Source organism: Bradyrhizobium sp. RDI18 (assembly GCF_043203335.1).
In the GTDB taxonomy this organism is placed as follows: Bacteria; Pseudomonadota; Alphaproteobacteria; order Rhizobiales; family Xanthobacteraceae; genus Bradyrhizobium; species Bradyrhizobium retamae.
Genome location: NZ_JBICRN010000008.1, coordinates 5165773 through 5191535, shown reverse-complemented (window position 1 = coordinate 5191535; position 25763 = coordinate 5165773). Strand labels below are relative to the sequence as shown.

Annotated in this window: 23 protein-coding genes and 4 pseudogenes; 21 read left to right on the top strand and 6 right to left on the bottom strand. The window is 63.0% G+C overall.

Annotation, left to right across the window (positions count from 1 at the left end):
- Positions 1-170 precede the first annotated feature (170 nt).
- The 17 genes and pseudogenes from dnaK (at position 171) to ACFXS9_RS34085 (ending at position 14674) form a co-directional block, all read left to right on the top strand.
- Positions 171-2072, top strand: coding sequence for a molecular chaperone DnaK (gene dnaK / locus ACFXS9_RS34165; protein ID WP_392696895.1), 1902 nt, complete (start codon positions 171-173; stop codon positions 2070-2072).
- Positions 2073-2215: 143 nt separating this feature from the next.
- A pseudogene (locus ACFXS9_RS34160) lies at positions 2216-2776 on the top strand (DnaJ domain-containing protein); the annotation flags it as partial.
- Positions 2713-3348, top strand: coding sequence for a DnaJ C-terminal domain-containing protein (locus ACFXS9_RS34155; protein WP_392696892.1), 636 nt, complete (start codon positions 2713-2715; stop codon positions 3346-3348). The pseudogene ACFXS9_RS34160 and the gene ACFXS9_RS34155, both read left to right, overlap by 64 nt.
- A 207-nt stretch (positions 3349-3555) precedes the next feature.
- Positions 3556-4155: an rRNA adenine N-6-methyltransferase family protein gene (locus tag ACFXS9_RS34150; protein ID WP_334365815.1), complete on the top strand. Its 600-nt coding sequence runs from the start codon at positions 3556-3558 to the stop codon at positions 4153-4155.
- Between the two features lie 49 nt (positions 4156-4204).
- Positions 4205-4783, top strand: coding sequence for an NADPH-dependent FMN reductase (locus ACFXS9_RS34145; RefSeq protein ID WP_392696889.1), 579 nt, complete (start codon positions 4205-4207; stop codon positions 4781-4783).
- A 6-nt stretch (positions 4784-4789) separates the two neighbouring features.
- A complete protein-coding gene (gene pyrF, locus ACFXS9_RS34140) occupies positions 4790-5500 on the top strand; it encodes an orotidine-5'-phosphate decarboxylase (protein WP_392696886.1) in 711 nt (236 codons plus the stop codon).
- Between the two features lie 23 nt (positions 5501-5523).
- Entirely contained in the window at positions 5524-5826 is a 303-nt protein-coding gene (locus ACFXS9_RS34135) for a DUF1330 domain-containing protein (RefSeq protein ID WP_057844815.1), read from the top strand.
- Between the two features lie 343 nt (positions 5827-6169).
- Positions 6170-6862, top strand: a pseudogene (locus tag ACFXS9_RS34130) (calcium-binding protein); the annotation flags it as partial.
- 21 nt (positions 6863-6883) lie between these two features.
- Positions 6884-7525: a calcium-binding protein gene (locus ACFXS9_RS34125; RefSeq protein WP_392700163.1), complete on the top strand. Its 642-nt coding sequence runs from the start codon at positions 6884-6886 to the stop codon at positions 7523-7525.
- 83 nt (positions 7526-7608) lie between these two features.
- Complete coding sequence (locus ACFXS9_RS34120) at positions 7609-9375, top strand: type I secretion system permease/ATPase (RefSeq protein WP_392696882.1); 1767 nt, start codon at positions 7609-7611, stop codon at positions 9373-9375.
- An 86-nt stretch (positions 9376-9461) separates the two neighbouring features.
- Entirely contained in the window at positions 9462-10709 is a 1248-nt protein-coding gene (locus ACFXS9_RS34115; protein ID WP_392696880.1) for an HlyD family type I secretion periplasmic adaptor subunit, read from the top strand.
- Positions 10710-10891: 182 nt separating this feature from the next.
- Entirely contained in the window at positions 10892-11749 is an 858-nt protein-coding gene (locus tag ACFXS9_RS34110; protein ID WP_392696877.1) for a hypothetical protein, read from the top strand.
- Between the two features lie 19 nt (positions 11750-11768).
- Entirely contained in the window at positions 11769-11945 is a 177-nt protein-coding gene (locus ACFXS9_RS34105; RefSeq protein WP_392696874.1) for a hypothetical protein, read from the top strand.
- 35 nt (positions 11946-11980) lie between these two features.
- Positions 11981-12490 (top strand): annotated as a pseudogene (locus tag ACFXS9_RS34100) (M23 family metallopeptidase); the annotation flags it as partial.
- A 205-nt stretch (positions 12491-12695) separates the two neighbouring features.
- Positions 12696-12992, top strand: coding sequence for a hypothetical protein (locus ACFXS9_RS34095; RefSeq protein WP_392700366.1), 297 nt, complete (start codon positions 12696-12698; stop codon positions 12990-12992).
- 219 nt (positions 12993-13211) lie between these two features.
- The gene (gene dapB, locus ACFXS9_RS34090) at positions 13212-14027 is read left to right on the top strand and encodes a 4-hydroxy-tetrahydrodipicolinate reductase (RefSeq protein WP_392696871.1); all 816 of its coding nucleotides are present in this window, start codon (positions 13212-13214) and stop codon (positions 14025-14027) included.
- A 23-nt stretch (positions 14028-14050) separates the two neighbouring features.
- A complete protein-coding gene (locus tag ACFXS9_RS34085) occupies positions 14051-14674 on the top strand; it encodes a 2,3-bisphosphoglycerate-dependent phosphoglycerate mutase (protein WP_065746367.1) in 624 nt (207 codons plus the stop codon).
- A gap of 50 nt (positions 14675-14724) precedes the next feature.
- On the opposite strand, the gene ACFXS9_RS34080 is transcribed toward ACFXS9_RS34085, so the two are convergent.
- Positions 14725-15621 (bottom strand): methylated-DNA--[protein]-cysteine S-methyltransferase, encoded by an 897-nt coding sequence (locus ACFXS9_RS34080; RefSeq protein ID WP_392700162.1) that lies wholly within the window; start codon positions 15619-15621, stop codon positions 14725-14727.
- 56 nt (positions 15622-15677) lie between these two features.
- Positions 15678-16199: a DUF2244 domain-containing protein gene (locus tag ACFXS9_RS34075; RefSeq protein ID WP_392696868.1), complete on the bottom strand. Its 522-nt coding sequence runs from the start codon at positions 16197-16199 to the stop codon at positions 15678-15680.
- A 22-nt stretch (positions 16200-16221) separates the two neighbouring features.
- Here ACFXS9_RS34075 and nth point away from each other — a divergent pair, with 22 nt between their 5' ends.
- The gene (gene nth / locus ACFXS9_RS34070) at positions 16222-16980 is read left to right on the top strand and encodes an endonuclease III (RefSeq protein WP_392696865.1); all 759 of its coding nucleotides are present in this window, start codon (positions 16222-16224) and stop codon (positions 16978-16980) included.
- Between the two features lie 43 nt (positions 16981-17023).
- On the opposite strand, the gene ACFXS9_RS34065 is transcribed toward nth, so the two are convergent.
- Positions 17024-17776, bottom strand: a complete 753-nt coding sequence (locus tag ACFXS9_RS34065; RefSeq protein WP_392696863.1) for a sulfate transporter family protein — start codon at positions 17774-17776, stop codon at positions 17024-17026.
- A gap of 121 nt (positions 17777-17897) precedes the next feature.
- Here ACFXS9_RS34065 and ACFXS9_RS34060 point away from each other — a divergent pair, with 121 nt between their 5' ends.
- Positions 17898-18836 carry a hydroxymethylglutaryl-CoA lyase gene (locus tag ACFXS9_RS34060; protein ID WP_392696860.1) on the top strand — a complete coding sequence of 313 codons (939 nt, stop codon included), beginning with the start codon at positions 17898-17900 and terminating at the stop codon, positions 18834-18836.
- A gap of 165 nt (positions 18837-19001) precedes the next feature.
- Here the strand turns inward: ACFXS9_RS34060 and ACFXS9_RS34055 are convergent.
- Positions 19002-21399, bottom strand: a pseudogene (locus ACFXS9_RS34055) (heavy metal translocating P-type ATPase).
- A gap of 49 nt (positions 21400-21448) precedes the next feature.
- Here ACFXS9_RS34055 and ACFXS9_RS34050 point away from each other — a divergent pair.
- Positions 21449-21724, top strand: coding sequence for a metal-sensitive transcriptional regulator (locus ACFXS9_RS34050; RefSeq protein ID WP_057844804.1), 276 nt, complete (start codon positions 21449-21451; stop codon positions 21722-21724).
- Positions 21725-21801: 77 nt separating this feature from the next.
- On the opposite strand, the gene nikR is transcribed toward ACFXS9_RS34050, so the two are convergent.
- On the bottom strand, positions 21802-22248 hold the full coding sequence (gene nikR / locus ACFXS9_RS34045) for a nickel-responsive transcriptional regulator NikR (protein ID WP_392696857.1): 447 nt from the start codon (positions 22246-22248) through the stop codon (positions 21802-21804).
- 130 nt (positions 22249-22378) lie between these two features.
- Between nikR and ACFXS9_RS34040 the strand changes: the two genes are divergently transcribed.
- Positions 22379-24586 (top strand): TonB-dependent receptor, encoded by a 2208-nt coding sequence (locus ACFXS9_RS34040; protein WP_392696855.1) that lies wholly within the window; start codon positions 22379-22381, stop codon positions 24584-24586.
- Between the two features lie 100 nt (positions 24587-24686).
- On the opposite strand, the gene ACFXS9_RS34035 is transcribed toward ACFXS9_RS34040, so the two are convergent.
- On the bottom strand, positions 24687-25670 hold the full coding sequence (locus tag ACFXS9_RS34035; RefSeq protein WP_392696852.1) for a YiiX/YebB-like N1pC/P60 family cysteine hydrolase: 984 nt from the start codon (positions 25668-25670) through the stop codon (positions 24687-24689).
- Between the last annotated feature and the right edge of the window lie 93 nt (positions 25671-25763).

Genomic DNA, 25763 nt, shown 5'->3' with positions numbered 1-25763 from the left:
ACGCCAGCCTTTTCAGGCCCTAAGCTTGCGCTCGGTCCTTGCAGGCACAACCCCCCCTCCTATATGAGGCTCACCGTCGCAATATCGCGAGTATTTGAACGTTGGGGGTTCGGTTAGGTGCGCCGTCCAGGGCCCAGCCAACCTGCCGCAAAAAGAAGGATATGAGGACCATGGGAAAGGTCATTGGGATCGATCTCGGCACCACGAATTCGTGTGTCGCCGTAATGGATGGCAAGACTGCAAAAGTCATCGAGAACGCGGAGGGCATGCGCACCACGCCTTCGATCGTTGCCGTCACCGATGACGGCGAGCGCCTCGTCGGCCAGCCTGCCAAGCGCCAGGCGGTGACCAATCCCGAGCGGACGTTCTTTGCGGTGAAGCGCCTGATTGGCCGCCGCTATGACGACCCGATGGTCGAGAAGGACAAGAAGCTCGTTCCCTACAAGATCGTCAAGGCATCGAACGGCGACGCCTGGGTCGAGGCCGACGGCAAGACCTATTCGCCCTCGCAGGTCTCCGCCTTCATCCTGCAGAAGATGAAGGAGACCGCGGAAGCCCATCTCGGCCAGAAGGTCGAGCAGGCCGTCATCACGGTTCCCGCCTACTTCAACGACGCGCAGCGTCAGGCCACCAAGGATGCCGGCAAGATCGCTGGTCTAGAAGTGCTGCGCATCATCAACGAGCCGACGGCCGCAGCGCTCGCCTACGGTCTCGACAAATCGAAATCCGGCACCATCGCGGTGTACGACCTCGGCGGCGGCACCTTCGACGTCTCGATTCTCGAAATCGGCGACGGCGTGTTCGAGGTGAAGTCGACCAACGGCGATACCTTCCTCGGCGGTGAAGATTTCGACATGCGCCTGGTCGGCTATCTCGCCGACGAATTCCAGAAGGAGCAGGGTATCAACCTGCGCAACGACAAGCTCGCCCTGCAGCGCCTGAAGGAGGCGGCTGAAAAGGCCAAGATCGAGCTGTCGTCGACGACGCAGACCGAAATCAACCTGCCGTTCATCACGGCCGACCAGACCGGGCCGAAGCATCTGACGATGAAGCTGACGCGCGCCAAGTTCGAGGCTCTCGTCGACGATCTCGTTCAGAAGACCATCGAGCCCTGCCGCAAGGCGCTGAAGGACGCAGGGCTCACCGCCGCCGAAATCGGCGAAGTGGTGCTGGTCGGCGGCATGACCCGCATGCCGAAGGTCCAGGAGGTCGTGAAGCAGTTGTTCGGCAAGGAGCCGCACAAGGGCGTCAACCCGGACGAAGTCGTCGCCATCGGTGCGGCCATTCAAGCGGGCGTGCTGCAGGGCGACGTCAAGGACGTGCTGCTGCTCGACGTGACGCCGCTGTCGCTCGGCATCGAGACGCTGGGTGGCGTGTTCACCCGCATCATCGACCGCAACACCACGATCCCGACCAAGAAGAGCCAGGTGTTCTCGACCGCCGAGGACAACCAGAATGCCGTCACCATCCGCGTCTTCCAGGGCGAGCGTGAAATGGCGGCCGACAACAAGGTGCTCGGCCAGTTCGACCTGATGGGCATTCCGCCGGCGCCGCGCGGCATGCCGCAGATCGAGGTCACCTTCGATATCGACGCCAACGGCATCGTCAATGTCTCGGCCAGGGACAAGGCGACCGGCAAGGAGCAGCAGATCCGGATTCAGGCATCGGGCGGCCTCTCCGAAGCCGACATCCAGAAGATGGTCAAGGATGCCGAGGCCAACGCGGCCGAGGACAAGAAGCGACGCGAGGCGGTCGACGCCAAGAACCATGCCGACGCGCTGGTGCATTCCACCGAGAAGGCGCTGGCCGAGCACGGTTCGAAGGTGGAAGACTCAGAGCGCCGCGCCATCGAGGACGCCGTCAGCGATTTGAAGGAAGCGTTGAAGGGCGACGACGCCGAGGCCATCAAGGCCAAGACCAACACGCTGGCGCAGGCTTCGATGAAGCTCGGCGAGGCCATGTACAAGCAGCAGGCCGAGGCGGACGCCAAGCGGGATGCTGCCAAGGATGACGTGGTCGACGCGGAGTTCACCGAGGTCGACGACGACAAGAACAACAAGAAGTCAGCATAAGCGGGCTTTCGATCATGACCCTCATCCAAAAGAGCGCACGGCTCGCGTTCGATGGGTGGGGGTCATTTTTCTTTAAGCCGATCGCGGCATCTTCGATTGAAGGTGCTTTCGGCATGAAGACGAATTTCGGGCGGGTTTGACTGATGTCCACCAAGCGCTGCTATTACGAAACCCTGGAAGTCGAGCGGAACGCGGACGAATCCAAGCTCAAGTCGGCCTTCCGCAAGCTCGCGATGAAATGGCATCCGGACAGGAATCCAGGTGATGCCGCCAGCGAAATGAAATTCAAGGAAATCAACGAGGCCTACGAAGTCCTGAAAGACGGCGACAAGCGCGCCGCCTATGACCGCTACGGCCACGCCGCGTTCGAGCAGGGCATGGGCGGCGGCGGTCCTGGCTTCGGCGCCGGCTTCGCCTCGTCGTTTTCAGATATTTTCGAGGACCTGTTCGGCATGGCCGGGCAGCGCGGGCGCGGCGGCGGACGAGAGCGCGGCGCCGATCTGCGCTACAACATGGAAATCACGCTCGAGGAAGCCTACCTCGGCAAGACCGCGCAGATCGAAATTCCGGTCTCGGTCACCTGCGAGCCCTGTTCGGGCACCGGCGCCAAGGCCGGCACCAAGCCGAAGACCTGCGCGATGTGCGGCGGCGCCGGCCGCGTCCGTCAGGCTCAGGGCTTCTTCACGCTGGAGCGGACCTGCCCCGGCTGTCAGGGCCGCGGTCAGATGATCGAGGACGCCTGCCCGAATTGCTCGGGCACGGGACGGTGACGCGCGACCGGACGTTGTCGGTCAACATTCCGCCGGGCGTCGAAGACGGCACGCGTATCCGGCTGGCCGGCGAAGGCGAGGCCGGTGTCCGCGGCGGCCCACCCGGCGACCTCTACATTTTCTTGTCGCTGGCCACCCACGAATTCTTCCAGCGCGACGGCGCCGATTTGCACTGCCGGGTTCCGATCTCGATGGTCGCGGCCGCGCTCGGCGGCGAATTCGAGGTGCCCACCATCGACAAGGGCAAGACCAAGGTGAAGGTGCCGGCTGGAACGCAGTCCGGCCGCCGTTTCCGCATTGCATCAAAGGGCATGCCGGTGCTCCGCTCGCGCCAGACCGGCGACATGTATGTCCAGGTCATGGTCGAAACGCCGCAGAATCTGACCAAGAAGCAGCAGGAACTGCTCGCCGAGTTCGAAAAGCTGTCCTCCGGGGCAACCCAGCCGGAGGCGTTGGGCTTCTTCACCAAGGTCAAGGACTTCTTCGGCAGCCGCGCGGGCTCCTGAACCGCATGCACGTCGCCCGGGCGAGCGCCGTTGTCGCCCGGCAGTCATGATTCATTCAGCTTGCACAGGGTGTTATCGCCGGGTCGCGGGCACTTTGGCGCGTCTGGCGCATTACCGTTTGGCTTGACCATATCCCCGTCGACCTATACGTGTTCATGACTGTTTTTTGACATTCCCGCCCGTCAGCGGGTCCCGCCTGGTAGCGACATGCCTTTGCAATCGTCCGTGCGTGCGTTGAAGAAGCCTCGTCTCGACGACGAGGTGCGCTTCCTTCGTTCATGGATTGAAAAGCCGCTGCACATGGGCGCGGTGATGCCGTCGAGCAAGGTGCTCGCCCGCACCATGGCGCAATATGTCGATGTCGATTCCGAAGGGCCGGTCGTCGAACTTGGGCCCGGGACCGGCGCGATCACCAACGCGCTGATCGAACATGGCGTAGATCAGAAGCGGCTCGTGCTGGTCGAATATAATCCGGGCTTCTGCGCCCTGCTGCGCGATCGCTATCCTCAGGCCAAGGTCGTACAGGGCGATGCCTACACGCTTCGCGCTTCGCTCGGAGATGCGCTGGATGCGCCGGCGTCTGCCGTGATCTCCGGCCTGCCGCTGGTGACAAAACCGATGCTGACCCGCCTGAAGCTGATCCGCGACGCCTTCCTGGCGCTGGCGCCGGGCGCGCCCTTCGTGCAGTTCACCTATTCGGTGGCACCGCCGATTCCGAAATCGCTGCCGGGCGTGTCCACAGAGGCCTCCGAGCGGATCTGGATGAACCTTCCGCCCGCGCGGGTCTGGGTGTATCGCAAGGGCTGAGCCGTCCGCTGTCGCGCGGACGGTTAGCCCCGAATGCGATTTCTAAGAAATGTCCGCGCTGAAAATCCTCGTGATCCCGGGATCGCTCCGCACCGGCTCGCTCAATGCGAGGCTGGCGGCGGTGGCCGTGCACGAACTGGCACAAGCCGGCGCCGAAGTCACCCGCATCTCGCTGGTTGATTTCCCGCTGCCGATCTATGACGGCGACCTGCAGGCTAAATCTGGCGTGCCGAAACACGCGGTCAACCTGAAGCGGATGATGGCAGCCCATCATGGCGTGCTGATCGTGACGCCGGAATACAATTCCTCAGTGCCGGCGCTGGTGAAAAACACCATCGACTGGGTCAGCCGGGTGCAGGACGCGCACGAGACCCGCGGCCAGGTGTTTCGCGATCGGGTGTTTGCGATTGCGTCAGCCTCCGGCAACCGGCTCGGTGGCGCCCGCGCGCTGGCCGCGCTGCGGCTGATCCTGACGGCGTGTCATGCAACCGTGATACCGAACCAGTTCGCGCTGGCGTTCGCCGACGATGCCTATGATGAGATGGATCGCCTGAAGAATGCCGCTGATGCCGAGGGGCTGAAAGCGCTGGTGCGGCAGTTGATCGACGTTTCCCAACGCATGATGTGAGGTGACATGCAGCCAGCCAGTATCGCGCCGAAGGATCGGCTGATCGTTGCGCTCGACCTGCCCGGAGTGACCGAGGCGGAAGCGTTGATCGCGCGGCTCGGCGACAGCGTGAGCTTCTACAAGATCGGCTATCAGCTCGCATATGCCGGCGGCCTGCCGCTGGCGCAGCAACTGGCGAAGTCAGGCAAGAAGGTTTTTATCGATCTCAAGCTGCACGACATCGGCAATACGGTGGCGCGCGGCGTGGAGAGCGTCGCCAAACTCGGTGCGACCTTCCTCACCGTGCACGCCTATCCGCAGACCATGAAGGCCGCGGTCGAGGCGCGCCAAGGCTCGGGTCTGAAAATTCTCGCTGTCACCGTGCTGACTTCTTATGACGATGGGGACCTGCATGCCGCCGGCTATCGTCTCAACGTCTCCGACCTGGTGGAAGCACGCGCCCAGCAAGCGCAGGTGCTCGGCGTCGACGGCCTCGTCAGCTCGCCGGAAGAGGCGGCCGCGTTGCGCAAGATCGTCGGCCACCAGATGCATCTGGTGACGCCGGGTATCCGCCCCGCAGGCACTGCGACCGGCGACCAGAAGCGCATCATGACGCCGACGCGGGCGATTGCCGCGGGGGCCGACTATCTGGTGGTCGGACGTCCCATCACGGAAGCCGCCGATCCCAGGCTTGCTGCGGATGCCATTCAGGCGGAAATCAAGCAGGCGATCACGTAACAACGAGAAGGAGATAGATTGAGATGGCCAAAGGGTACTGGATCGGACGCGTCGACGTTCACAATGACGAGGGCTACAAGCCGTATATGGCGGCCAATCCGGCCATCTTCCAGAAATTCGGCGGGCGCTTCATCGTGCGCGGCGGCCAGTTCACCGCGGTCGAAGGCCAATGCCGCTCGCGCAACGTGGTGATCGAATTCGACAGCTATGAGAAAGCGCTGGCCTGCTACAATTCGCCGGAATACCAGGCCAACATCAAGGTCCGTCAGCCGCACTCGATCGCGGACCTCATCGTCATCGAGGGCTATGACGGCCCGCAGCCCTGAGCGCTATTCTTACGCACGACATCTATGCCCCTCAGGGCCTCCGCAAAGGTGCGAGGTCCCGTAGAAGCGTCTGTTTCCGCGCCGCTTCGCGGGACCCCATCTCATCAAGAAATATGTGCGAATGTTTCCGATCGTGCTTGGCCGAGCGGCCCAAGTCGAAAATAGCAAATAGCTGATCGTCATTCCAACAGCGAACGCGGGGTCTGCGGGCCAAACGTCCGCTATCAGACATTTCTTTTGTCCCCATATGGGGATTGTGACGCCGCCCCGCCTTCGTCCAAGTTGCCGCCGTCGAAATCCACATCGCGTGATGGAAATCGAGCCAACACAAAATCGCTAGTGCATGACGGGCCGCGAGCCGACCCGCATCGCGAACGCTCGGGCGCAAGGAGTAGAAAGCATGGCAATTATCCCCGGAACACCAGGCGACGACACATTGGTTGGCACGCCAGATCCCGATGAGATCAGCGGCTTGGCCGGCAACGATACGATCACCGGACTGGAAGGCGATGACCTCGTCACTGGCGGCGCAGGCGATGACGATATCGATGGCGGAGCCGGTATGGATACGTTGAACGGCAATGCCGGCAACGATACGATCGCCGGCGGTGAAGGCGATGACACCGTCAGTGGCGGTGCGGGCGATGACGATATTGATGGCGGAGCCGGCAACGACATTTTGAACGGCAACGCCGGCATCGATACGATCCTCGGCGGTGAAGGCGATGACACCGTCAATGGCGGCGCGGGCGACGACGATATCGATGGCGGAGCCGGTATGGATACGTTGAACGGCAATGCCGGCAACGATACGATCGCCGGCGGTGCCGATAATGACACCATCAACGGCGGCGCCGGCGATGACGACCTGTCGGGCAACGGGGGCGATGACACGCTCAACGGCGGGGTCGGTGACGATACCCTGAACGGCAATGCGGGCATGGACACGCTGAATGGCGGTCTCGGGAACGACACGCTGGATGGCGGGGCCGATGACGACACGCTGAACGGCGGTGCCGGCAACGATACGCTCAGCGGCCAAGGCGGCAACGACACGATGAGCGGCGGCGACGACGCGGACGACATGGCCGGCGGCGGCGGCGACGATACCATGTCCGGCGACGATGGCGACGACACCATGACCGGTGGTGCTGGCAACGACACGATGTCCGGCGGCGAAGGCGCGGACGAGCTCAGCGGCGGAGCGGGCGACGATACGTTGGACGGCGACGCCGGAGATGACATGCTTGTTGGCGGTGCCGATGTCGATGAGCTCAATGGCGGAGAGGGAGACGATATACTCTCCGGTAACGCCGGCGACGACACCCTCAACGGCGGCGCGGGCGACGATGAGTTGGACGGCGGCAATGGCGGCGATGTCCTCGACGGTGGCGCCGGCAACGATATGCTGACAGGCGGTGCAGGCACCGATGACCACAATTTCGGTGACGGCACCGGGGCCGAATTCGGCGACGATGAAGTCACCGATCTGAGCTTTGCTGATGGCGATCAAGTTCACGTCGATGCGCTTGATCCGGCCACCGTCGTGGTCTCGGTCGATGACGACGGCACGAACACGGTGCTCGATTTCGGCTTCGGCACCATCACGCTCACCGACGTTTCGGGTGGCGCGACGCCATTCGAGTCGATCGAAGACATCAACAACGCCGCGGGTTACGAGGCCATCGAGGTTGTTTAACTCCACGACTTCAGCGGGGCGGCCGCCGGGCCGCCCCGCTCCTGCCTCTGCAATACGTCAGTCAGTAGCAGTGCCGGCCAGTCATGTATTCGCGTATCCGTCGTGAGATCCCAGCGCCCGTTGCACGATCGCTGCTTGGATTGATTCCGGGACGATCCGCATTCGTGTGGGTCGTGGCCTTTAGCGTGTCCTTGAACATACTTCTCCTTGTCGTTCCCTTCTACGCCGTTGAAGTGTTCGATCGGGTCATCAGCAGCGGTAGCGTTGAAACCCTTGTCGGCCTCACCATCATCGCCGCAATTGCTCTTGTTTTCAGCGCCGCGTTCGACACCCTGCGCAGCCGGCTGCTCAGTCGCTTTGCGGTTGGATTTGAGCGCTACCTCGCTCCCATCGTGCTTGAAAGCATGATCGTTGATGCCACCAATCGGGGTGACAGCAGGGTGCAAGATCTTGCAAAGGTGCGCGAGCTGAGGACGTTCCTATCCAGCGCAACGATTGCATCGCTGCTCGATGCTCCCTTTCTTCCTGCGTTTATTTTCATCCTGTTCTTTCTGCACCCCTGGTACGGTCTGATTGCGCTGGTCGGAACGGCGATCCTCCTCACCATGGGCATCGTGAGCCGCTGGATCGCGCGCAGCGAAATCGCGCAGGCGTCCCAGGCCGCGCAGAAGACCCAGATTACACTTGACGGAATTGTCCGGCATTCCGCTCTGGTGCGTGCGATGGGCTGGACCAGAGGTGCCATCCGCGAATTCATGGACCTCAACAACCAGGCCTTGTCCCCCGTGGTTCGAGCCAGCGAGCGCGTTTATGCGATCGGCGCCGCGGCGCGCATGGTAAGAACGACTTTGCAGGTTGCCGCGATCGGCGCAGGCGCCTGGCTCGTGCTCCAGAGCGAGGTGCTGGCGGGCAGTCTGATTGCGAGTTCGATCCTGATCGCCCGTACGCTGCAGCCGATGGAAGGTCTGATCTCGGCGCGGCGCGCCCTTACTTCCGCGCACGAGGCCTGGAAGCAAGTTCAGACGGCCGCAGCGCCGGTTCTTGTTCGCGAGAAACGTACGCTGCTTCCGTCACCGTCCGGCAGAATTGCAGTCGAGCGGGTGTCATATCGGATACCTACGACGCCGCGCCCGATACTCGCAGGCATAAATTTCGAATGCCCGCCTTCCGGGATCATCGTCGTGATCGGGCCGACCGGCGCCGGAAAATCGACCTTGCTGCGCCTGATGGCGGGGTTGGAACGACCGAGTGGCGGCACCATCCGGCTGGACGACGCAGCCCTGCAGAACTGGGACCCCGACCAGCTTGGGCAGTTTGTCGGCTATCTTCCTCAGGACGTGCAGCTTCTGGGCGGGACGGTGGCCGAAGCTATCGCCGGCTTTGACGAGCATGCGCGTGACGAGGACATCGTTGCCGCGGCCACGCTCGCGCAGGCGCATGAGATGATTCTGTCTTTGTCAGCCGGCTACCAGACCGAAATAGGACGCGACGGCAACAAGCTTTCCGGCGGTCAGCGCCAGCGTATCGGTCTTGCCCGTGCCTTCTTTGGCGATCGCAAATTGATCCTGCTGGATGAGCCGAATGCCAATCTCGATCCGGAGGGTGAGCAGGCGCTGTGCTCCGCCATCGAGCGGGCGAAAGCGCGCGGCGCGACACTGGTAATAGTCACCCATCGGCCCCGACTATTGACCATCGCAGACGCGGTGCTCTTTCTGAGGGACGGAGTGCAGCTCGCTTTCGGATCGCCTGCTGAAGTCCTTCGCCTGCCTGTCACCCCCGTCGCGAAGCCGCATGTCGTCCGGCAAGGTACGGAATCTCAGAAATTGGCCATGGGGAGGACCGCTCGATGACGGAAGGAGGTCGAGATCGTGCAGTCGCCGTTTCCCGCAAGGAACGACCACGATCCGATATGCGGCGGATTATTGGATGGGGATGCGTGCTGCTGGTTCTGCAATTTTGCTGCTTCGGCGTGTGGGCCATGACAGTTCCGCTTCGTGGCGCGGTTGTTGCACAAGGTGTCATAAAGGTTCATTCGAAGCGCAAGGCAGTCCAGCATCTTGAGGGAGGAATAGTAAAGTCAGTTCACGTCAGGGAGAACGATCAGGTCAAGGCCGGCCAACTCATCGCCCGGCTCGATACCACCCAGATCGAAGCAGCCCTCGGCTCGCTTGAGACAAAATACTTTGCGGTTCTGGCGATGGAGGCGCGGCTGGCGGCGGAAGAGGCCCGCGCGAAAGCGATCAGCTTTCCCGACGAACTGAAGAGAAGCGCGAGCCATCCGTCCGCGCGCAGTGCCATGCAAACCCAGGAGGGCGAGTTTGCTGCACGACTGGCCGCAATCGAGAATGAACGCAAAATGATCGATCAGCAGATGCTGCAGTTGACGGACTCTATCCGAGGCCTCGAAAGCAGCACCAAGGGTGTCGAGCAGCAACTTGCGCTGTTACGAGAGGAGATAGCTGACACAAGCTACCTCCTTACAAAGGGCCTCGCCCGAAAGCCACGCCTGTTAGCCTTGAAACGAGCCGAGGCCGAGTCGAGCGGACAGATTGACCGCAACGCAGCGTCGGTTGCGGAGAAGCGAGGCAAAATGGCGGAACTTGAGGACAGGCGCCGACAGTTGGGCTTCAACCAGAATCAGGAAATCGCGAAGCAGCGTCATGCGGCGAGCGAGGAGATCGGTGACCTCCGACATCGAATTGCCGCTCTGCGCGATCAACTTGGCCGGTCTGAATTGCGTGCCCCCGAGAGCGGAAAGATCGTGGGCCTCAACAGCCGGGACCTTAGAGCCGTGCTTGCACCCCGCGAAACGTTCCTCGAAATTGTTCCGACGGAGGACCGGCTTGTCATCGAGGCAGCATTGAAACCAATGGATCGGGAAGAGGTCTATGCCGGGCAGATCGCGCGTGTGCGGGTTCACGCATTGAATATCCGTCGTCGGCCCATGCTCGACGGAAAGGTTGTCGCTGTAGCGGCAGACGCACTGACCGACGCCAAGAGTGGCGTCACGTCTTACATGGCGGAACTGGAACTTGACATCAACGCACCGACCGCCTCGTATTTCTCTTCGCTACTGCCGGGAATGCCCGTTGAGATATTTATCGAGACGGGAGAAAGAACCTTTGCGGAATATTTACTGCAGCCAATGGAACTGCGTATCAACCGCGCGTTTAAGGAGCACTAAGCCGTCGGCATGAGTTCGACGGCATCTTGTTGCGGGAGGCGCCCGTGCATGAGAATGGCAAAACACTACCCTCCAGGCAGGGTGGATTTCGCTTCAATGACGCTGAGCGCGGCGAGCCTCTTCAGTACGCCGAAGATCCTCAGATAGGGGGCCCCGCGGAGCAAGGCCCAGACCAGAGTGCGATGGAGCATTTCGGCAAGGCTGTTGCCGAACTTTTCGAGTGCAACCGTTGCTACGTCGCGGCCATGTCTCACACCGGATCGGAGCTTAAAGAGGTCCGGATCGGACACGCCGCAATCGATCCCTCATGCACCATGACCGTCGCCCGAATTGCCCGCAAGGGCGCCGGAGCAGATTGCGCCCTTCTCGAACCTGTCAACGCACGCACCTCGTTTGTGCGGAAACTGATCGGCTCCGAGCCAGGAACAAACGGTCATTCCATCATCGGCAGATTTGCCTCTCGCGACAGATCGACCGTGGTGTTTGTCGCGGGATGGCGGCAGGCTGCGCTCGTTCGGGCCGAAATTCCGTGTCTCGCGCGTGCCGTGCGTACGGTTTGGGGGACGGCTCATTCCCTAGTGCAGCGTTCACCCAATCGATATCCGGACGCAGAAATCTGGCTGGAAAACCTGGCATTCCCTGCGTTCATCGTGGACGAAGGCCTGCATGTTCACGAGGTCAATCGCTGTGGTCGAGCGCTATCTGCAAAGGGCGAACTGCTCAGGGTGGATGGTGACCGGCTCGCAGGGTCCAGCAGATTGGTAACCGAGCGTTTGAGGGTGGCAGTCCGCGAGGCGTTGATTCCCAGGCTCGGTCAGGTTTGGCTGAACACAACTGTGCCTCTCTCTACGGAGCGTCAGCAGTTTGCCTTCGCCAAGATCGGGGCCGCGCCAACACATTGCGACGTGGGGAAAGCATTGGTCATCGTGCCGCAATTCGATGAAGTGCTGGGGGCACACCGTATTGCAACCGCCTTCGGCTTGAACTGGGCCGAAGAGAGAGATCATCGCCCGGATTCTTCAATTCCAGTGTCCACGTGATATCGGCGCCGACCTTCGATTGACCGAGGCGACTGTAAGGACCTACACCAAGCGCATCATGCTCAAGTTGGGGATCAATCGACAGGCCGAGTTCTTTCTGCTCTATCATCTTACGCAGTCCCCATTCGGGGCCGGCAGGCGCGAAAAAGGCCGTCGCGCCGATGTCACCGGATTGCCGGTTGCTTTGTGCGGCTGATAAGCGGCCTGCGAACTGATGCGCCAGCTTTTGCGATGGTCCAGGACTTCATGCGCTGTGTGACTTCTTATCGAGCCTTTGCCATCGCCGCGGCACTGGGCGTTTCTTCCAATGCGATCGCCGAGAGCATTCAATTGAGCATGCCAATCGCGTGCGAACCTGGCCGGACCTGCTACATCCAGAATTACACGGATGTCGATCCGTCGGGGTCGGCCCGAGACTATAAATGCGGCACCCTGACGTATGACCGCCACAACGGGACGGACTTTCGCTTGCCGTCGCTGGCGTCGCAAAAGGCCGGCGTGGAAGTGTTGGCTTCCGCAAGTGGCCGCGTGCTTCGCACGCGAGACGGCGCGCCAGACGGCGCCGTTGGCAAGTCTGCGCCCGAAGCTGTTCGCGACGTCGAATGTGGCAACGGCGTTGTGATCGAACACCCGGAACATTGGGAAACCCAATATTGTCACATGGCTCACGGCAGCCTCCTGGTAAAGCCCGGAGAGGCAGTCAAAGTTGGGCAGCCGCTTGGCCGGGTCGGTCTCTCGGGGCTGACCGAATATCCTCATCTGCATTTCACGGTCAGGCATAAGGGAGCGGTCGTAGATCCCTTCGCATATGGTGCCAATTCCGGCTCCTGCGGGGGCGGCGAACTGCTGTGGCATCCGGCACTTCACGCGCAACTTGCCTATCAGGAGCGAACCATTCTGAATGCCGGCTTCGCGAACGGTCCGGTGACGATGGAGCTTGTCGAGGATGGAAGCGCGGGCATGGAAAAAGCCGTCGGCCAGCGCGGCGGCAATTGTCGCCTTCGTTCGCGTCATTGGCCTGAAGGCGGGCGACGCGCAACGGCTCGTCATCGAAGATCCGACCGGAAAGGCCATCGCCGAAAATCGAGCCGCGCAACTTGAGAGCAACAAGGCGCAATTCATGCTGTTCACCGGCAGGAAGCGTCCGGCGACGGGCTGGGAGCGCGGCACCTACAAGGCCACATATGTCGTGGAGCGCGACGGCCGGATGGTTCTGGAGAGGAAGCTGGAACTTACCCTCTAGAGCAACCGGTGTTCGGGGCATCTGGTTTGAGCCGGCGGACACGACGCCGACCGATCCCAATCATGGCAGGATCGAACAGGGCAGGGCAGGATCGCCACCCTGATTGCCCTCTTGCCTCCGCCCGGCCGGATCGCTTGGCCGCCGGCGGAAGCCGCAAAAGCGCCTGATTGGTTGCCGGAACAGCCTCATCCCGCTATAGGGCGTGCAGAGGTAAAAGCCATGGCCGATATGCGATTGATCGTAGCGGGGGCCGGCGGCCGGATGGGCCGCGCGCTGGTGCGCGTCATTTCGGAAACGCCGGGTGCGGTGCTGACCGGCGCGCTGGAAGCGCCGGGCTCGGAACTTCTGGGCAAGGATGCCGGCGTGCTCGCCGGCCTGCCGGCCAATGGGGTCGAATTGTCGGCGGACCTCTGGACATTGTCCGCCAATGCCGACGGCATTCTGGACTTCACCGTGCCCGCCGCCACCATCGCCAATGTCGCGATCGCCGCCGAACGCGGCCTGATTCACATCGTCGGAACCACCGGCCTGTCAGTATCAGACATGGCGGTCATCAAGAGCGTCACCTCGCGTGCGGTGGTGGTGCAGTCCGGCAATATGAGCCTTGGCGTCAATCTGCTCGCCGCGCTGGTCAAGCGTGTCGCGCAGTCGCTCGACGAAAGTTTTGACATCGAAATCGTCGAGATGCACCACAAGGCCAAGATCGACGCGCCCTCGGGCACGGCCTTCCTGCTTGGTGAAGCTGCTGCCGCCGGCCGCGGCGTCGACCTGCACGCCCGCTCCGCGCGCGGCCGCGACGGCCATACCGGCGCCCGCCGACCCGGCGATATCGGCTTCGCTTCGCTTCGCGGCGGCACCGTCACCGGCGATCACTCCGTGATCTTCGCAGGTCCGATGGAGCGGATCGAACTGACCCACCGCGCCGAGGACCGGACCATGTTTGCGCAGGGCGCGATCAAGGCGGCGCTGTGGGCGCGCGGCAAGGCGCCCGGCTTCTATACGATGACCGACGTGCTGGGGCTCGCCGACTTCTAACCATCGAAAAACGGAATCTTGGAATGAGCGATCGTCTTCTCGTGCTCGTGCGGCACGGCCAGAGCGACTGGAATTTGAAGAACCTGTTCACCGGCTGGAAGGATCCCGACCTCTCCGAACTCGGTGTATCGGAAGCGAAAGAGGCCGGCCGCAAGCTGAAGGCGCAGGGACTGACGTTCGATGTCGCCTTTACCTCGGTGCTGAAGCGGGCGCAGCGCACGCTCGACCTGGCGTTGGCCGAGATCGGCCAGACCGGATTGCCGACCAAATGCGATCTGGCGCTCAACGAACGCGACTACGGCGACCTCTCGGGACTCAACAAGGATGACGCCCGCAAGAAATGGGGTGAGGAGCAGGTCTTGATCTGGCGCCGCTCCTATGACGTGCCGCCGCCTGGCGGCGAAAGCCTCAAGGACACGCTGGCGCGCGCGCTGCCGTATTACGTGCAGGAGATTCTGCCTGGCGTGCTGCGCGGCGAGCGCACGCTGGTCGCCGCCCACGGCAACTCGCTGCGCGCGCTGATCATGGTGCTGGAGAAGCTGACGCCCGAGCAGATCTTGAAGCGCGAACTCGCGACCGGCGCGCCGGTGATCTACCGGCTCAATGCCGATTCGACGGTCGCGTCGAAGCTCGATCTGGCGGCGTGAAGTATCAAATCGTATGGTGGGCACGCTTCGCTTTGCCCACCATACGAAATTCAATGCAATCCGACCTGCCCCGCTTCCCAGCCGAGCATCGCCTGCTTGCGCGTGATGCCCCAGTGATAGCCGGTTAGCGCGCCGCCTTTGCCGAGGGCGCGATGGCAGGGCACCACGAACGACACCGGGTTGCGGCCGACCGCGGCGCCGACCGCGCGCGAGGCTTTCGGGTTCTTGATCTTGGTGGCGATGTCGGAATAACAGACCGCGCGGCCCATCGGGATCTTCAACAGCGTTTCCCACACCCGCACCTCGAAATCGGTGCCGATCAGCACCACGCGTAGCGGCTGGTCCGGCCGCCACAGCCGCGTATCGAAGATGCGTTGCGCGAGCCCGACCGTGCCGTCATGGTCCTCGACATAGGTCGCATTCGGCCAGCGCCGCTTCATGTCGGCGAACGCTGTCGGCTCGTCGCCGGGGTCGGCGAAGGCGAGCCCCGCAAGGCCTCGCTCGCTCGCGATCACGATGGCCGTGCCGAATGGCGAAGCATGGAACCCGTAACTCAGCGTCATGCCGGCGCCGCCGTTCTTCCATTCGCCCGGCGACATCGCTTCATGGGTGACGAAGAGATCATGCAGCCGGCCCGGGCCAGACAGCCCCGAGTCGAGCGCGGCATCGAGCACGCTCGCGGAATCGCGCAACAAGCCCTTCGCATGGTCCAGGGTAAGCGCTTGCATAAACGCCTTCGGCGTCAGCCCGGCCCAGCGGCGGAATAGATGGTGCAGTTCGTCCGGTGTCACGGCGGCGGCATCCGCCATCGCCTCGATGGTCGGCTGCGTGCGCCACTGTTCCGAGATGAACGCGATGGCCCGGCGCACCGAGTCATAGTCGCGCAGCGCGGCGCTCTGGTGGCCCGGCTTGGCCAGGCGCTGGTCATGTATGGCTGATATCATCATGGGATCCGATTTAGGGCGCATGCGGCCTCCAAACCACCCGATTTCTGACAAGCACCTCAAGCCACCGGATTATAGGTCGGCCCGCGTTTGGCGACCTGTAGTGCGGCCAATAAGGCTTTGGCAAAACTAGCCTTTTCGTCGGGTCCCAGAACTTGGCCGATCGACACCCGGTGGCCGCGGGAGACCAGGTAAAGCCGCTCGATGCCGAATTCCGGGTCGCCGGTCTGCTCCAACTGCACCCAGAGCGGATTGCACGACCATTCCATCAGATGGCCGCGATGGCTGACCCGCCGGACGCGCAACTCCGTTGGCGTCACCATGATGTCCTCGGTGGCATCAGCGCTGCGGAAATTAACCCGGAACGCCCAGTAGATCACCACTGCGTCGAGGCCGAAAAAGCCGATCACCGGCCAGGCGCCCATCAGCAAAAATGCGGTGCCGGCAACAAAGCTCACGGCGCTGATGAATGTCATCAGCACCAAAAAGCCGGTGCGGTTCAGCGAACGATGCGGCGTCACCCGCGCCGAAAACAGCGTCGGCTGATCAAGCTCCGGATCAAAGTCGTTGCTTGCGGTCATCGCGTGTCAGTATATCCCGATCATGGCCAAAATCATCCGCTCTCTCAGCGCCAAGAAAGCCGGCGTTCCATCGAAGCCGAATAGACCGGCGAAGAAGGCCGCCAAGGCGTTACGGGTACGGACCAAAAGGGCACCAAAGCCGAAACCCTGGACGCCGGCCGAGATCCACGAGGCCTTCAGCCGATTTCGTAAGGCCAATCCGGAGCCGAAGGGCGAACTCGAGCATCTCAATCCCTATACGCTGCTGGTGGCGGTGGTGCTGTCGGCTCAGGCGACCGACGCCGGCGTCAACAAGGCGACGCGCGCGCTGTTTGCGGTGGCCGATACGCCGGAGAAGATGCTGGCGCTCGGCGAAGACAAGGTGCGCGACTACATCAGGACCATCGGGCTCTATCGCAACAAGGCGAAGAACGTCATCGCGCTATCGCAAAAGCTGATTGATGAATTCGGCGGCGAGGTGCCGCGCACCCGCGCTGAAATCGAATCGCTGCCCGGCGCCGGGCGCAAGACCGCCAACGTCGTGCTCAACATGGCCTATGGCGAACACACCATGGCGGTCGATACGCATGTGTTCCGCGTCGGCAACCGTACTGGTCTTGCGTCCGGCAACACGCCGCTCGAGGTGGAGCTGGGGCTCGAAAAGGTGATCCCGCCGGAATTCATGCGGCACGCCCATCACTGGCTGATCCTGCACGGGCGCTATACCTGCCTCGCCCGCAAGCCGCGCTGCGAGGTGTGCTTGATCAACGATCTGTGCCGGTGGCCCGAAAAGACGGTGTGAGTCCCTTCTCCCTCTCCCCGCGAAGAGCGGGAGACGGAGAAGATTACACCACTGGCATGCCCGGCTTGCGCGCGGGCTCGATCAACTCCGGCCGCGGGCCCGATAACCGCTTGTGCATGTGGACCATGAAGGCCATGCCGAATAGCGGCGTCGCCAGATTGACGATCGGGATCGACACGAACGCCGCGATGAAGAGCCCCGCGGTAAACACGGTTGCCGCGTGGTCCTTGCGCATCGCCTTGGCTTCCGCCGGCGAGCGAAAGCGCATGGCGGCGAGTTCGAAATATTCGCGGCCCAAAAGCCACGCCGTAGCGATGAAGAAGATCAGGAAGCCCGCGCCTGCGAACAGCACGAAGGGCAGGGCGATCAGATAGACCAGAATGGTGAGCAGCGCCGTCTTGATGCCCTCGGGAATCGCGACGCCGAGCGGCAGCGCGTCGCCGGGACGCTCCGCCGGATAGTGCTCGCGCTCGACATGCTCGGCGACGTCATCGACGAACACGCTCGCAACCAGCGAGGTGACCGCCGGCATCAGGAAGATCCCGCCGAGCACGACGCCAAGGCCGGCCGCGATCGAGATGATCCAGGAAAGGATATTGAGCGACGTGTGGAAGCCAGGGCCGAGCATCGCCTCGGCCCAGACTTCGCCGTACTCAGCGAACCAGCTCAACGCGCGCTGCAAGCCGACGGCCAGCACCGTAATCAGCACCAGCGCCAGCCCGATCGAGCGCCACAGGATGGTGCGCATCGGCGGCGACAGGATCTGCGAAAGCGCCTTGACGGCGGCGTCCAACATGGCGGTTCTGCCTCTTGTGAAAAAGCCCTCGCGAGAGGTAGATAGCCGCAAGGGCTTCGGCAAGAGCCTGCCCCCTCGGGAGGTGAGGCTGCCGTCGAGAACAATGCCGGATGAGGCTGCCATGACCCGTGTTGAAGAGATCTATCCCGACAACAAGATCGTGCTGCGCGAGGTCGGCTTGCGCGACGGCCTGCAGCTCGTGAAGACATTTCCATCCACATCCGCCAAGCAGCGCTGGATCCGCGATGAGTATGCCGCCGGTGTGCGCCATTTCGAGGTTGGCTCGTTCCTGCCGCAAAGGACGTTTCCGCAATTCGCCGATGTGCGCGACATCATCGGGACCGTGGCGTCGCTGCCCGGCGCCTACGGCATCGCGCTGACGCTGAACGAGCGTGGCGTCAACGAGGCGCTGGCGTCTGGCGTGGCCGAAGTGGCAACCGTGGTCTCGGCAACCGAGGAACACAGCCAGGCCAACGCCAACCGGTCGCGGGTGTCAGCGATCGCCAACGTCAGGCGGCTCTGCGAATTGCGCGACGCCAGCGCGCACAGACCGGTGGTGAACGCCGCGATCTCGATGGCGCTGGGCTGTTCGATCGTAGGTCCCGTGGCCTCTGCGGAAGTGCTGCGGCTGACGGAAAAGCTGTTCGAGGCCGGCGTCGACATGGTCGCGATCGCCGACACGGTCGGCTATGCCGGGCCGAAGCAGGTCGGCGAACTCGTCGCAGGCGCAGTGAAGATCGCAGGTGGAAAGCCGATCTGCATTCACCTGCATGACACGCGCGGCATGGGGATCGCCAACGCTTCCGCCGCGCTCGATGCCGGCGCGCGCGTGCTCGATGGATCGCTCGGCGGCCTCGGCGGCTGCCCGTTCGCTCCGGGCGCGACCGGCAACGTGGTGTTCGAGGATCTGGTGTTCCTGTGCGAGAGCAAGGGATTTGCCACAAGCATCGATATTGAAAAGTTGATCGCGGTGCGCGGCATTCTGAAATCGGAAATGCCGGGTGAGACGCTGTATGGCGGTCTGGCGCGGGCCGGATTGCCGCGCGGGAAGGCGGCGTGAACTAGCGCCCGCCTGAGTGGACCGTATCCCGGACGCGGTGCAGCGCCTCTTGGGCGATGCGCCGCAGAGCCGGGATCCAACACCGCAAGTATGGACCCCGGAACAGCAGCGCATCACGCCGCAAATGCGCCGCGCTGCGCTGCATCCGGGGAGCGCATGACGCAGCTACAGCCGTGCCAATCGCAATCGCAGTGCGTTGCCGACGACGCTGACCGACGATAGCGCCATCGCCGCCGCCGCGATGATCGGTGACAGCAATAGCCCGAACGCGGGATAGAGAATGCCGGCGGCGATCGGGATGCCGGCGGCGTTGTAGATGAAGGCGAAGAACAGGTTCTGCCTGATATTGCGCATCGTCGCCTGCGACAGCCGGCGGGCGCGGACGATGCCGCCGAGATCGCCCTTCAGCAACGTAACGCCGGCGCTTTCCATCGCAACATCCGTTCCCGTGCCCATCGCAATGCCGACTTCGGCTGCGGCGAGCGCCGGCGCGTCGTTGACGCCGTCGCCGGCCATCGCAACGATCTTGCCGGCCTTCTGCAGTTTTGCGACCACCGCGCTCTTCTGATCGGGCAGCACTTCCGCCTCGACCTCGGCGATACCAAGGCCGCGTGCGACGGCGTTCGCCGTGGTCCTGTTGTCGCCGGTCAGCATGATGACCTTGATGCCGTCCGCCGCCAGTGCCTTCAGGGCGTCAGGTGTCGATGCCTTCACGGGGTCGGCGATCGCGAACAATCCGGCAAGCTTGCCATCAACCGCCATGTTGATCACCGTCGCGCCATCGCCGCGCAGACGTTCGCCCTCATCGTTCAACGCGCTGGCATCGATGCCGAGGGACTGCAGGAAGTTCGCATTGCCGAGCACGATGATCTTGCCGTCGACGTTACCGGTGGCGCCTTTACCGGTCGGCGAATCGAATGCCTCGACCTTGCCGAGATCGAGATTGCGCTCTTTGGCCGACCGCACGATGGCGTCGGCCAGCGGGTGTTCACTGGCCCGCTCGACGCTCGCCGCCAGCCGCAGAATTTCTGCCTCTTCAAATCCCGCGGCCGTCACGATGGTGACCACCTTCGGCTTGCCCTCGGTCAGCGTGCCCGTTTTGTCGACCACCAGCGTGTCGACCTTCTCCATGCGCTCCAGCGCTTCGGCGTTCTTGATCAGAACGCCGGCCTGGGCGCCGTGGCCGACGCCGACCATGATCGACATCGGCGTGGCGAGGCCGAGCGCGCAGGGGCAGGCGATGATGAGGACGCTGACGGCTGCGACCAGGCCGAATGCCATGCGCGGCTCCGGTCCGAACCAAGCCCAGGCGCCGAATGCGATCAGCGCCACGGCGATGACGACAGGCACGAACCAGCCGGAAACCTGATCGGCCAGCCGCTGGATCGGTGCGCGGGAGCGCTGCGCATCCGCCACCATTTTCACGATCTGGGACAGCAGCGTATCGCGGCCAACCTTGTCGGCGCGCATGATGAAGCCGCCGGACTGGTTGACCGTGCCTGCGATGACCTTGCTGCCGGGCTCCTTGGTGACCGGCATGGATCTCGCCCGTTACCAGCGCTTCGTCGAGCGAAGAGCGGCCTTCGAGGATGACGCCGTCGACCGGCACCTTCTCGCCCGGCCGGACCCGCAGTTTGTCGCCCACCGCCAACGCGTCGATTTCGATCTCATGATCCGTGCCGTCGTCGCCGATGCGGCGCGCGGTTTTCGGCGCAAGCTGCAGCAGCGCCTTGATCGCGCCTGACGTCGCTTCGCGGGCGCGGAGTTCGAGCACCTGGCCCAGCAGCACGAGCACGGTGATAACCGCCGCCGCTTCGAAATAGATCGCGACCGCACCGCCATGGCCGCGGAAGGTGGCCGGGAAGGTGCCGGGCGCAACCGTCCCGACCACGCTGTAGGCATAGGCCACGCCGGTGCCCATCGCGATCAGCGTGAACATATTGAGATTGCGCGTCACCAGCGACTGCCAGCCGCGCACGAAGAATGGCCAGCCGGCCCAGAGCACGACCGGGGTAGCGAACGCTAGCTGAATCCAGTTCGACAGCGTCTGGTCGACCCAGCCATGGCCGCCGACGAGGTGGCCGCCCATTTCGAGGACGACGGCCGGCAACGCAAGCACGAGGCCGATCCAGAAGCGGCGTGTCATGTCCGCGAGTTCCGGATTGGGCGGCGCATCGAGGCTTGCCACTTCCGGCTCCAGTGCCATCCCGCAGATCGGGCAGCTTCCAGGACCGACCTGACGGATCTCGGGGTGCATCGGGCAGGTGTAGATCGTGCCCTCCGGTACGGCGGCCTTCGGTGCCTTGTCCTTATCGAGATAAGCGACGGGATCGGCGGCGAATTTGGTGCGGCAGCCGGCCGAGCAGAAATGAAAGGTCTCGCCGTGATGGTCGAAGCGGTGCTTGCTGGACGCGGGGTCGACGGTCATGCCGCAGACGGGATCGCGCACGGTAGCCGAGCCGGCGGCTTGATGGCCGTGGTGGCTGTGACTGGCGTGGCCATGACCGCCGCAGCAGGCGCCCTTCGAAGCGCCGTTTCGATCGGCGTTTTCATTGTTGTTCATCATCATCTCCGGCCTTGAAACCTATACCCTGTAGGGGTATATAGGCCGCATGCGAAAAGACATCAAGGCATCCTGTCAGAAACGTCTCAGCCGGATCGAGGGCCAGGTCCGCGGCCTGTCACGAATGGTTGATGAGGATCGTTACTGCATCGACATCGTCACCCAGATCTCCGCCGTCCGGGCCGCGCTGCGGCGCGTCGAGGAGGAGGTCTTGCGGGATCACGTGGCGCACTGCGTCGAGCACGCAATCACCAGCGGCAACAAGGCCGACCAGCGAGAAAAGATCGCTGAACTGATGGACGTGATCGGGCGCTCCGACCGGTAGCATCGCGGCAATGGTCTCGTGAGATGGTCGGCGATTATCGCTTCCTCGCCGGCCGCGTGCCTTGATCCAGATCAGTGTCAGTCGTGCCGGTGCGTGTGCCTGCGCGCGCGCGGCTTCTTGCTCGAACCAGTCGGGATCATCACCACGCGGCCATAGCGCACGCCGCGCTCGGCGATGATGTGATCGGCCAGGTGCCGGACCTCGCCGCTCGCGCCTTTGAGCGCCGTCACCTCCATGCAGCTATCGTCGTCGAGATGCACATGTAGCGTCGCCAGCGACAGATCGTGGTGGCCGTGGAAATTCTGTACCAGCCGTTTTGAGAGGTCGCGCGCGGCGTGATCGTAAACGTAGACCAGTGCGGCGACGCATTGGCCCGATGGCGTGGCGTTCTCGGCGCTTTGCTGCAGGCCAGCGCGCGCGAGATCGCGCATGATCTCGGAGCGGTTCTGATAGCCGCGGGCTTCCGCCGCCGCGTCGATCTCGGCGAGCAGCTCGTCTTCGATCGTGATCGTAATCCGTTGCATGGAAAATTCCGTTCTGGCTCCAGTATGATATTCCTGTTGTATCGTCATACTGCGCTTGCTAGCGTGATGCGCCGGGTTAAGTCGAACTGATGCGGTCGCGCGCCGATTGTAGCAGTTATCATGCAGGGGCATGAGCGTTGCGTCGATCTGCTTGGGGGCATTTTCCGCCGCCGCATTACTGCTCGCGATGGTGTCGTCGGAGAACGCGCAGAGCGTCGCTGCCGCAGGGGCCGACCGGCTTCCTGCTGTGACCATCAGTCCTCCCGAAGCGCGACCGCGCAACTGGGCCAAGCCGCCGCGCAATCACCAAGCCGCACGAAATTCCTCCGCCGTTCAGCCGAGCGCACCTGTTCTGCAGCCGGTCGGCGGTGGCGTGACGTCCGGGTCCGCGACGGCGGGGCCGGCATACCTGCAGCCGACCGCAGCCAGCGCCATGACAATCAGCGGCACGGAGCTCAACGCCCGGCCTTTTTCGCGCGTCGGCGAGGCGCTGGAGGTGGTGCCGGGGCTGATCGTTACCCAGCATTCTGGCGAGGGCAAAGCCAACCAGTATTTTCTGCGCGGCTTCAATCTCGATCACGGCACCGATCTCGCCATCAGCGTTGACGGGATGCCGGTCAACATGCCGAGCCATGGTCACGGCCAGGGCTATGCCGATATCAATTTTCTGATTCCGGAGCTGGTGCAATCGGTCACTGTCCGCAAGGGGCCTTACTTCGCCGACCAGGGCGACTTTGCCTCCGCGGGCTCCGTTGCCATCAACTATATCAACGGGCTGCCGAAGAACATCGCCGAACTGACGTTTGGCAGCTTTGGCTATCGCCGCGCGCTTGCGGCGGGGTCGACGACGGTCGGCGCGGGCACGTTGCTTGCCGCCTTCGAGGGCGTGAGGAATGACGGACCGTGGGACGTACCTGACAATGTGCGCAAGCTGAACGGCGTGTTGCGCTACAGCCAGGGCACTGCCACCGACGGCTTTACGCTGTCGGCCATGGCCTATTCGAACGGCTGGAATTCGACCGACCAGGTGGCGCAGCGCGCGATCGACCAGGGCGTGATCGGCCGGTTCGGGACGCTCGATCCGACCGATGGCGGTGTCTCGAGCCGATTTTCGCTGTCGAGCGAGTGGGCGCAGTCGAGCGAATACGGGCAGAGCAAGGTCAACGCCTATGTGATCAACTCGTCGCTGCGGCTCTACAACAACTTTACCTATTTTCTCGACGATCCCGCCAATGGCGATCAGTTCAGCCAGATGGACCGGCGCACGGTCTATGGCCTTAACGCCAGCCACGCATTCGATGTGCGCGTGGGCGGGATCGAAACGCAGACCCGCATCGGACTGCAGACGCGGGGCGATGATATCCGTGTCGGCCTGTTCAAGACGTTGCAGCGCGAGATGCTTTCGACCGTTCGCGAAGACAGCGTGAGGGAAGGCAACGTTGGCCTTTGGGCCGACACGACGGCGCGCTGGACCGACTGGCTGCGCACCACGGTCGGCATCCGCGAGGATTATTTCGCGGGAAGGGTGCTGAGCGATACGCCGCAAAATTCCGGCAACGCGCAGGCGTCGATGGCGAGCCCCAAGGCCGGGTTTGTGCTGGGGCCATGGTATCGAACCGAGTTCTACGGGAATGCGGGCTACGGCCTGCACTCCAACGATATCAGAGGCGCAACCATCACCGTCGATCCGATCGACAAAGTGACACCGCAGGATCGCGTGCCGCTGCTGGTGCGATCGAGGGGCGGCGAGATCGGCATCCGCAGCAAAGCGATTGAAGGCCTTACCAGCTCGCTTGCGGTGTTCGTGCTGAATTTCGATTCCGAGCTGCTGTTCGTCGGCGATGCCGGCACCACCGAACCGAGCCGGCCCAGCCGGCGCGTCGGTGTGGAATGGACCAACCAATATCAAATGCTGCCGTGGATGCGGCTCGATTTCGATGTCGCTTACACCCGCGCCCGGTTTACCGACGTCGATCCGGCCGGAAACTTCATCCCGGGCGCGCCGGCATGGGTCGCGAGTGGCGGTGTGACATTTGGCGGCGAGGCCGGCTGGTTCGGCACGCTGCGGGGGCGCTATTTCGGCCCGCGTCCGCTGATAGAGGACGACAGCATCCGTTCGCAATCAGCGCTGATCTTCAATGCACGCGCGGGCTACAAATTCGGCAATGGCCTGCGGCTGCAGCTCGACGTGCTCAATCTCTTCAACGCAAAGACCAACCAGATCGAGTACTACTACCTGTCGCGATTGCCGGGCGAGCCGATCGGTGGGGTCGCCGATCGCCATGTTCATCCGGCCGAGCCGCTCGCGGTACGGCTGACGCTGGCGGGAGGATTTTAGATTGTAGTGTGGGCAAAGCGTCAGCGTGCCCACCATGCGTGACGCGGTGTAGGTCGCTGGTGGGCACGCGTCGCTTTGCCCACCCTACAAGTTCGTGCTTTTACGCCACCGGCTCCGGCCTGCGCCGCCTCATGCGGCGCTCGGGCGCGCGGACCGGGACGTATTCGACGGCGAGATAATGTTCCGACACGGTGACGCGTTCGATCATCGTGGTTTCGACGGTCACTTCTTCAGCCGCAGTCGGAAGCGGCGCCTCTTCGTCAATCTCTTCAGGAACAAGCGGCGGCGACTTGACCTCTGGAAACACACCGAATTGGCCCGCTACCTCCGGGAGCGGCTTCTGCTTGTCGGCCCAGTGCAGGGCCGTGTAGTCGAAGCCGTGCACGATGGTGGGTTTGACGACTTCGAAATAGGGCGAGATGTCGAAATCGCGCGGCATGTAGAGCGAGGAATCACGGATATGCAGGATTTCGCGCCGGGCCTTTCGCGACGCGGCGCGGGTAATCTTCGGCAGGATCGGATAGCGCACGGCGTCGAAGGCCTGCGCGATCAGCGCCGAGCAGATGATCTTGGTGGGATCGCCGGAGCCGAACGCGATCATGCGCCGCCGCCATCGTTGCGGTATCGGCAACGGAATCAGATAGCGCATCAAATCGACGATGTTCTTGGTGTCGTAGCCGAAGCCGATCCGGTTGATGGCGTAGCGGCACACCGTGGTGCGGTCCTCGTAGGACAGGCCGACCGGGCGGCAGATGCGGGTGTGATAGGGAAAATATTTCGACAGCGGCGCAGAGGTGACGCCCTCGCCGATATTGGCCTCGATCAGCACATGCGGCTCGCCGTCGGGCTCGGTGGCGCCGTCAACCGGGCCGACATAGAGCGCGCCATGCGACCAGGTCGACTGCGTGAGGTATTTGATGATGCCGGAGATCCGGTTGTTGCCTTCGACCAGCAGCACATCGCCGGGCTCGATGACGCCGCGCAAATGTTCGGGGTCGCTGGGCGTGAACGGCTCATAGCCCGGGACTTCCTTCTGCAGGTAGCCCGCGATCAATTGGCCGATGGTGTCGAGCATTACGCCCATGAAACTCCCCCAGCGCGGGTTTTCTTCCGCTTTTTTTGTTTCCTTATCATGGTCGCAAGCCGTTTCAATTTAGTTCATGCGGAATGCCGGTCA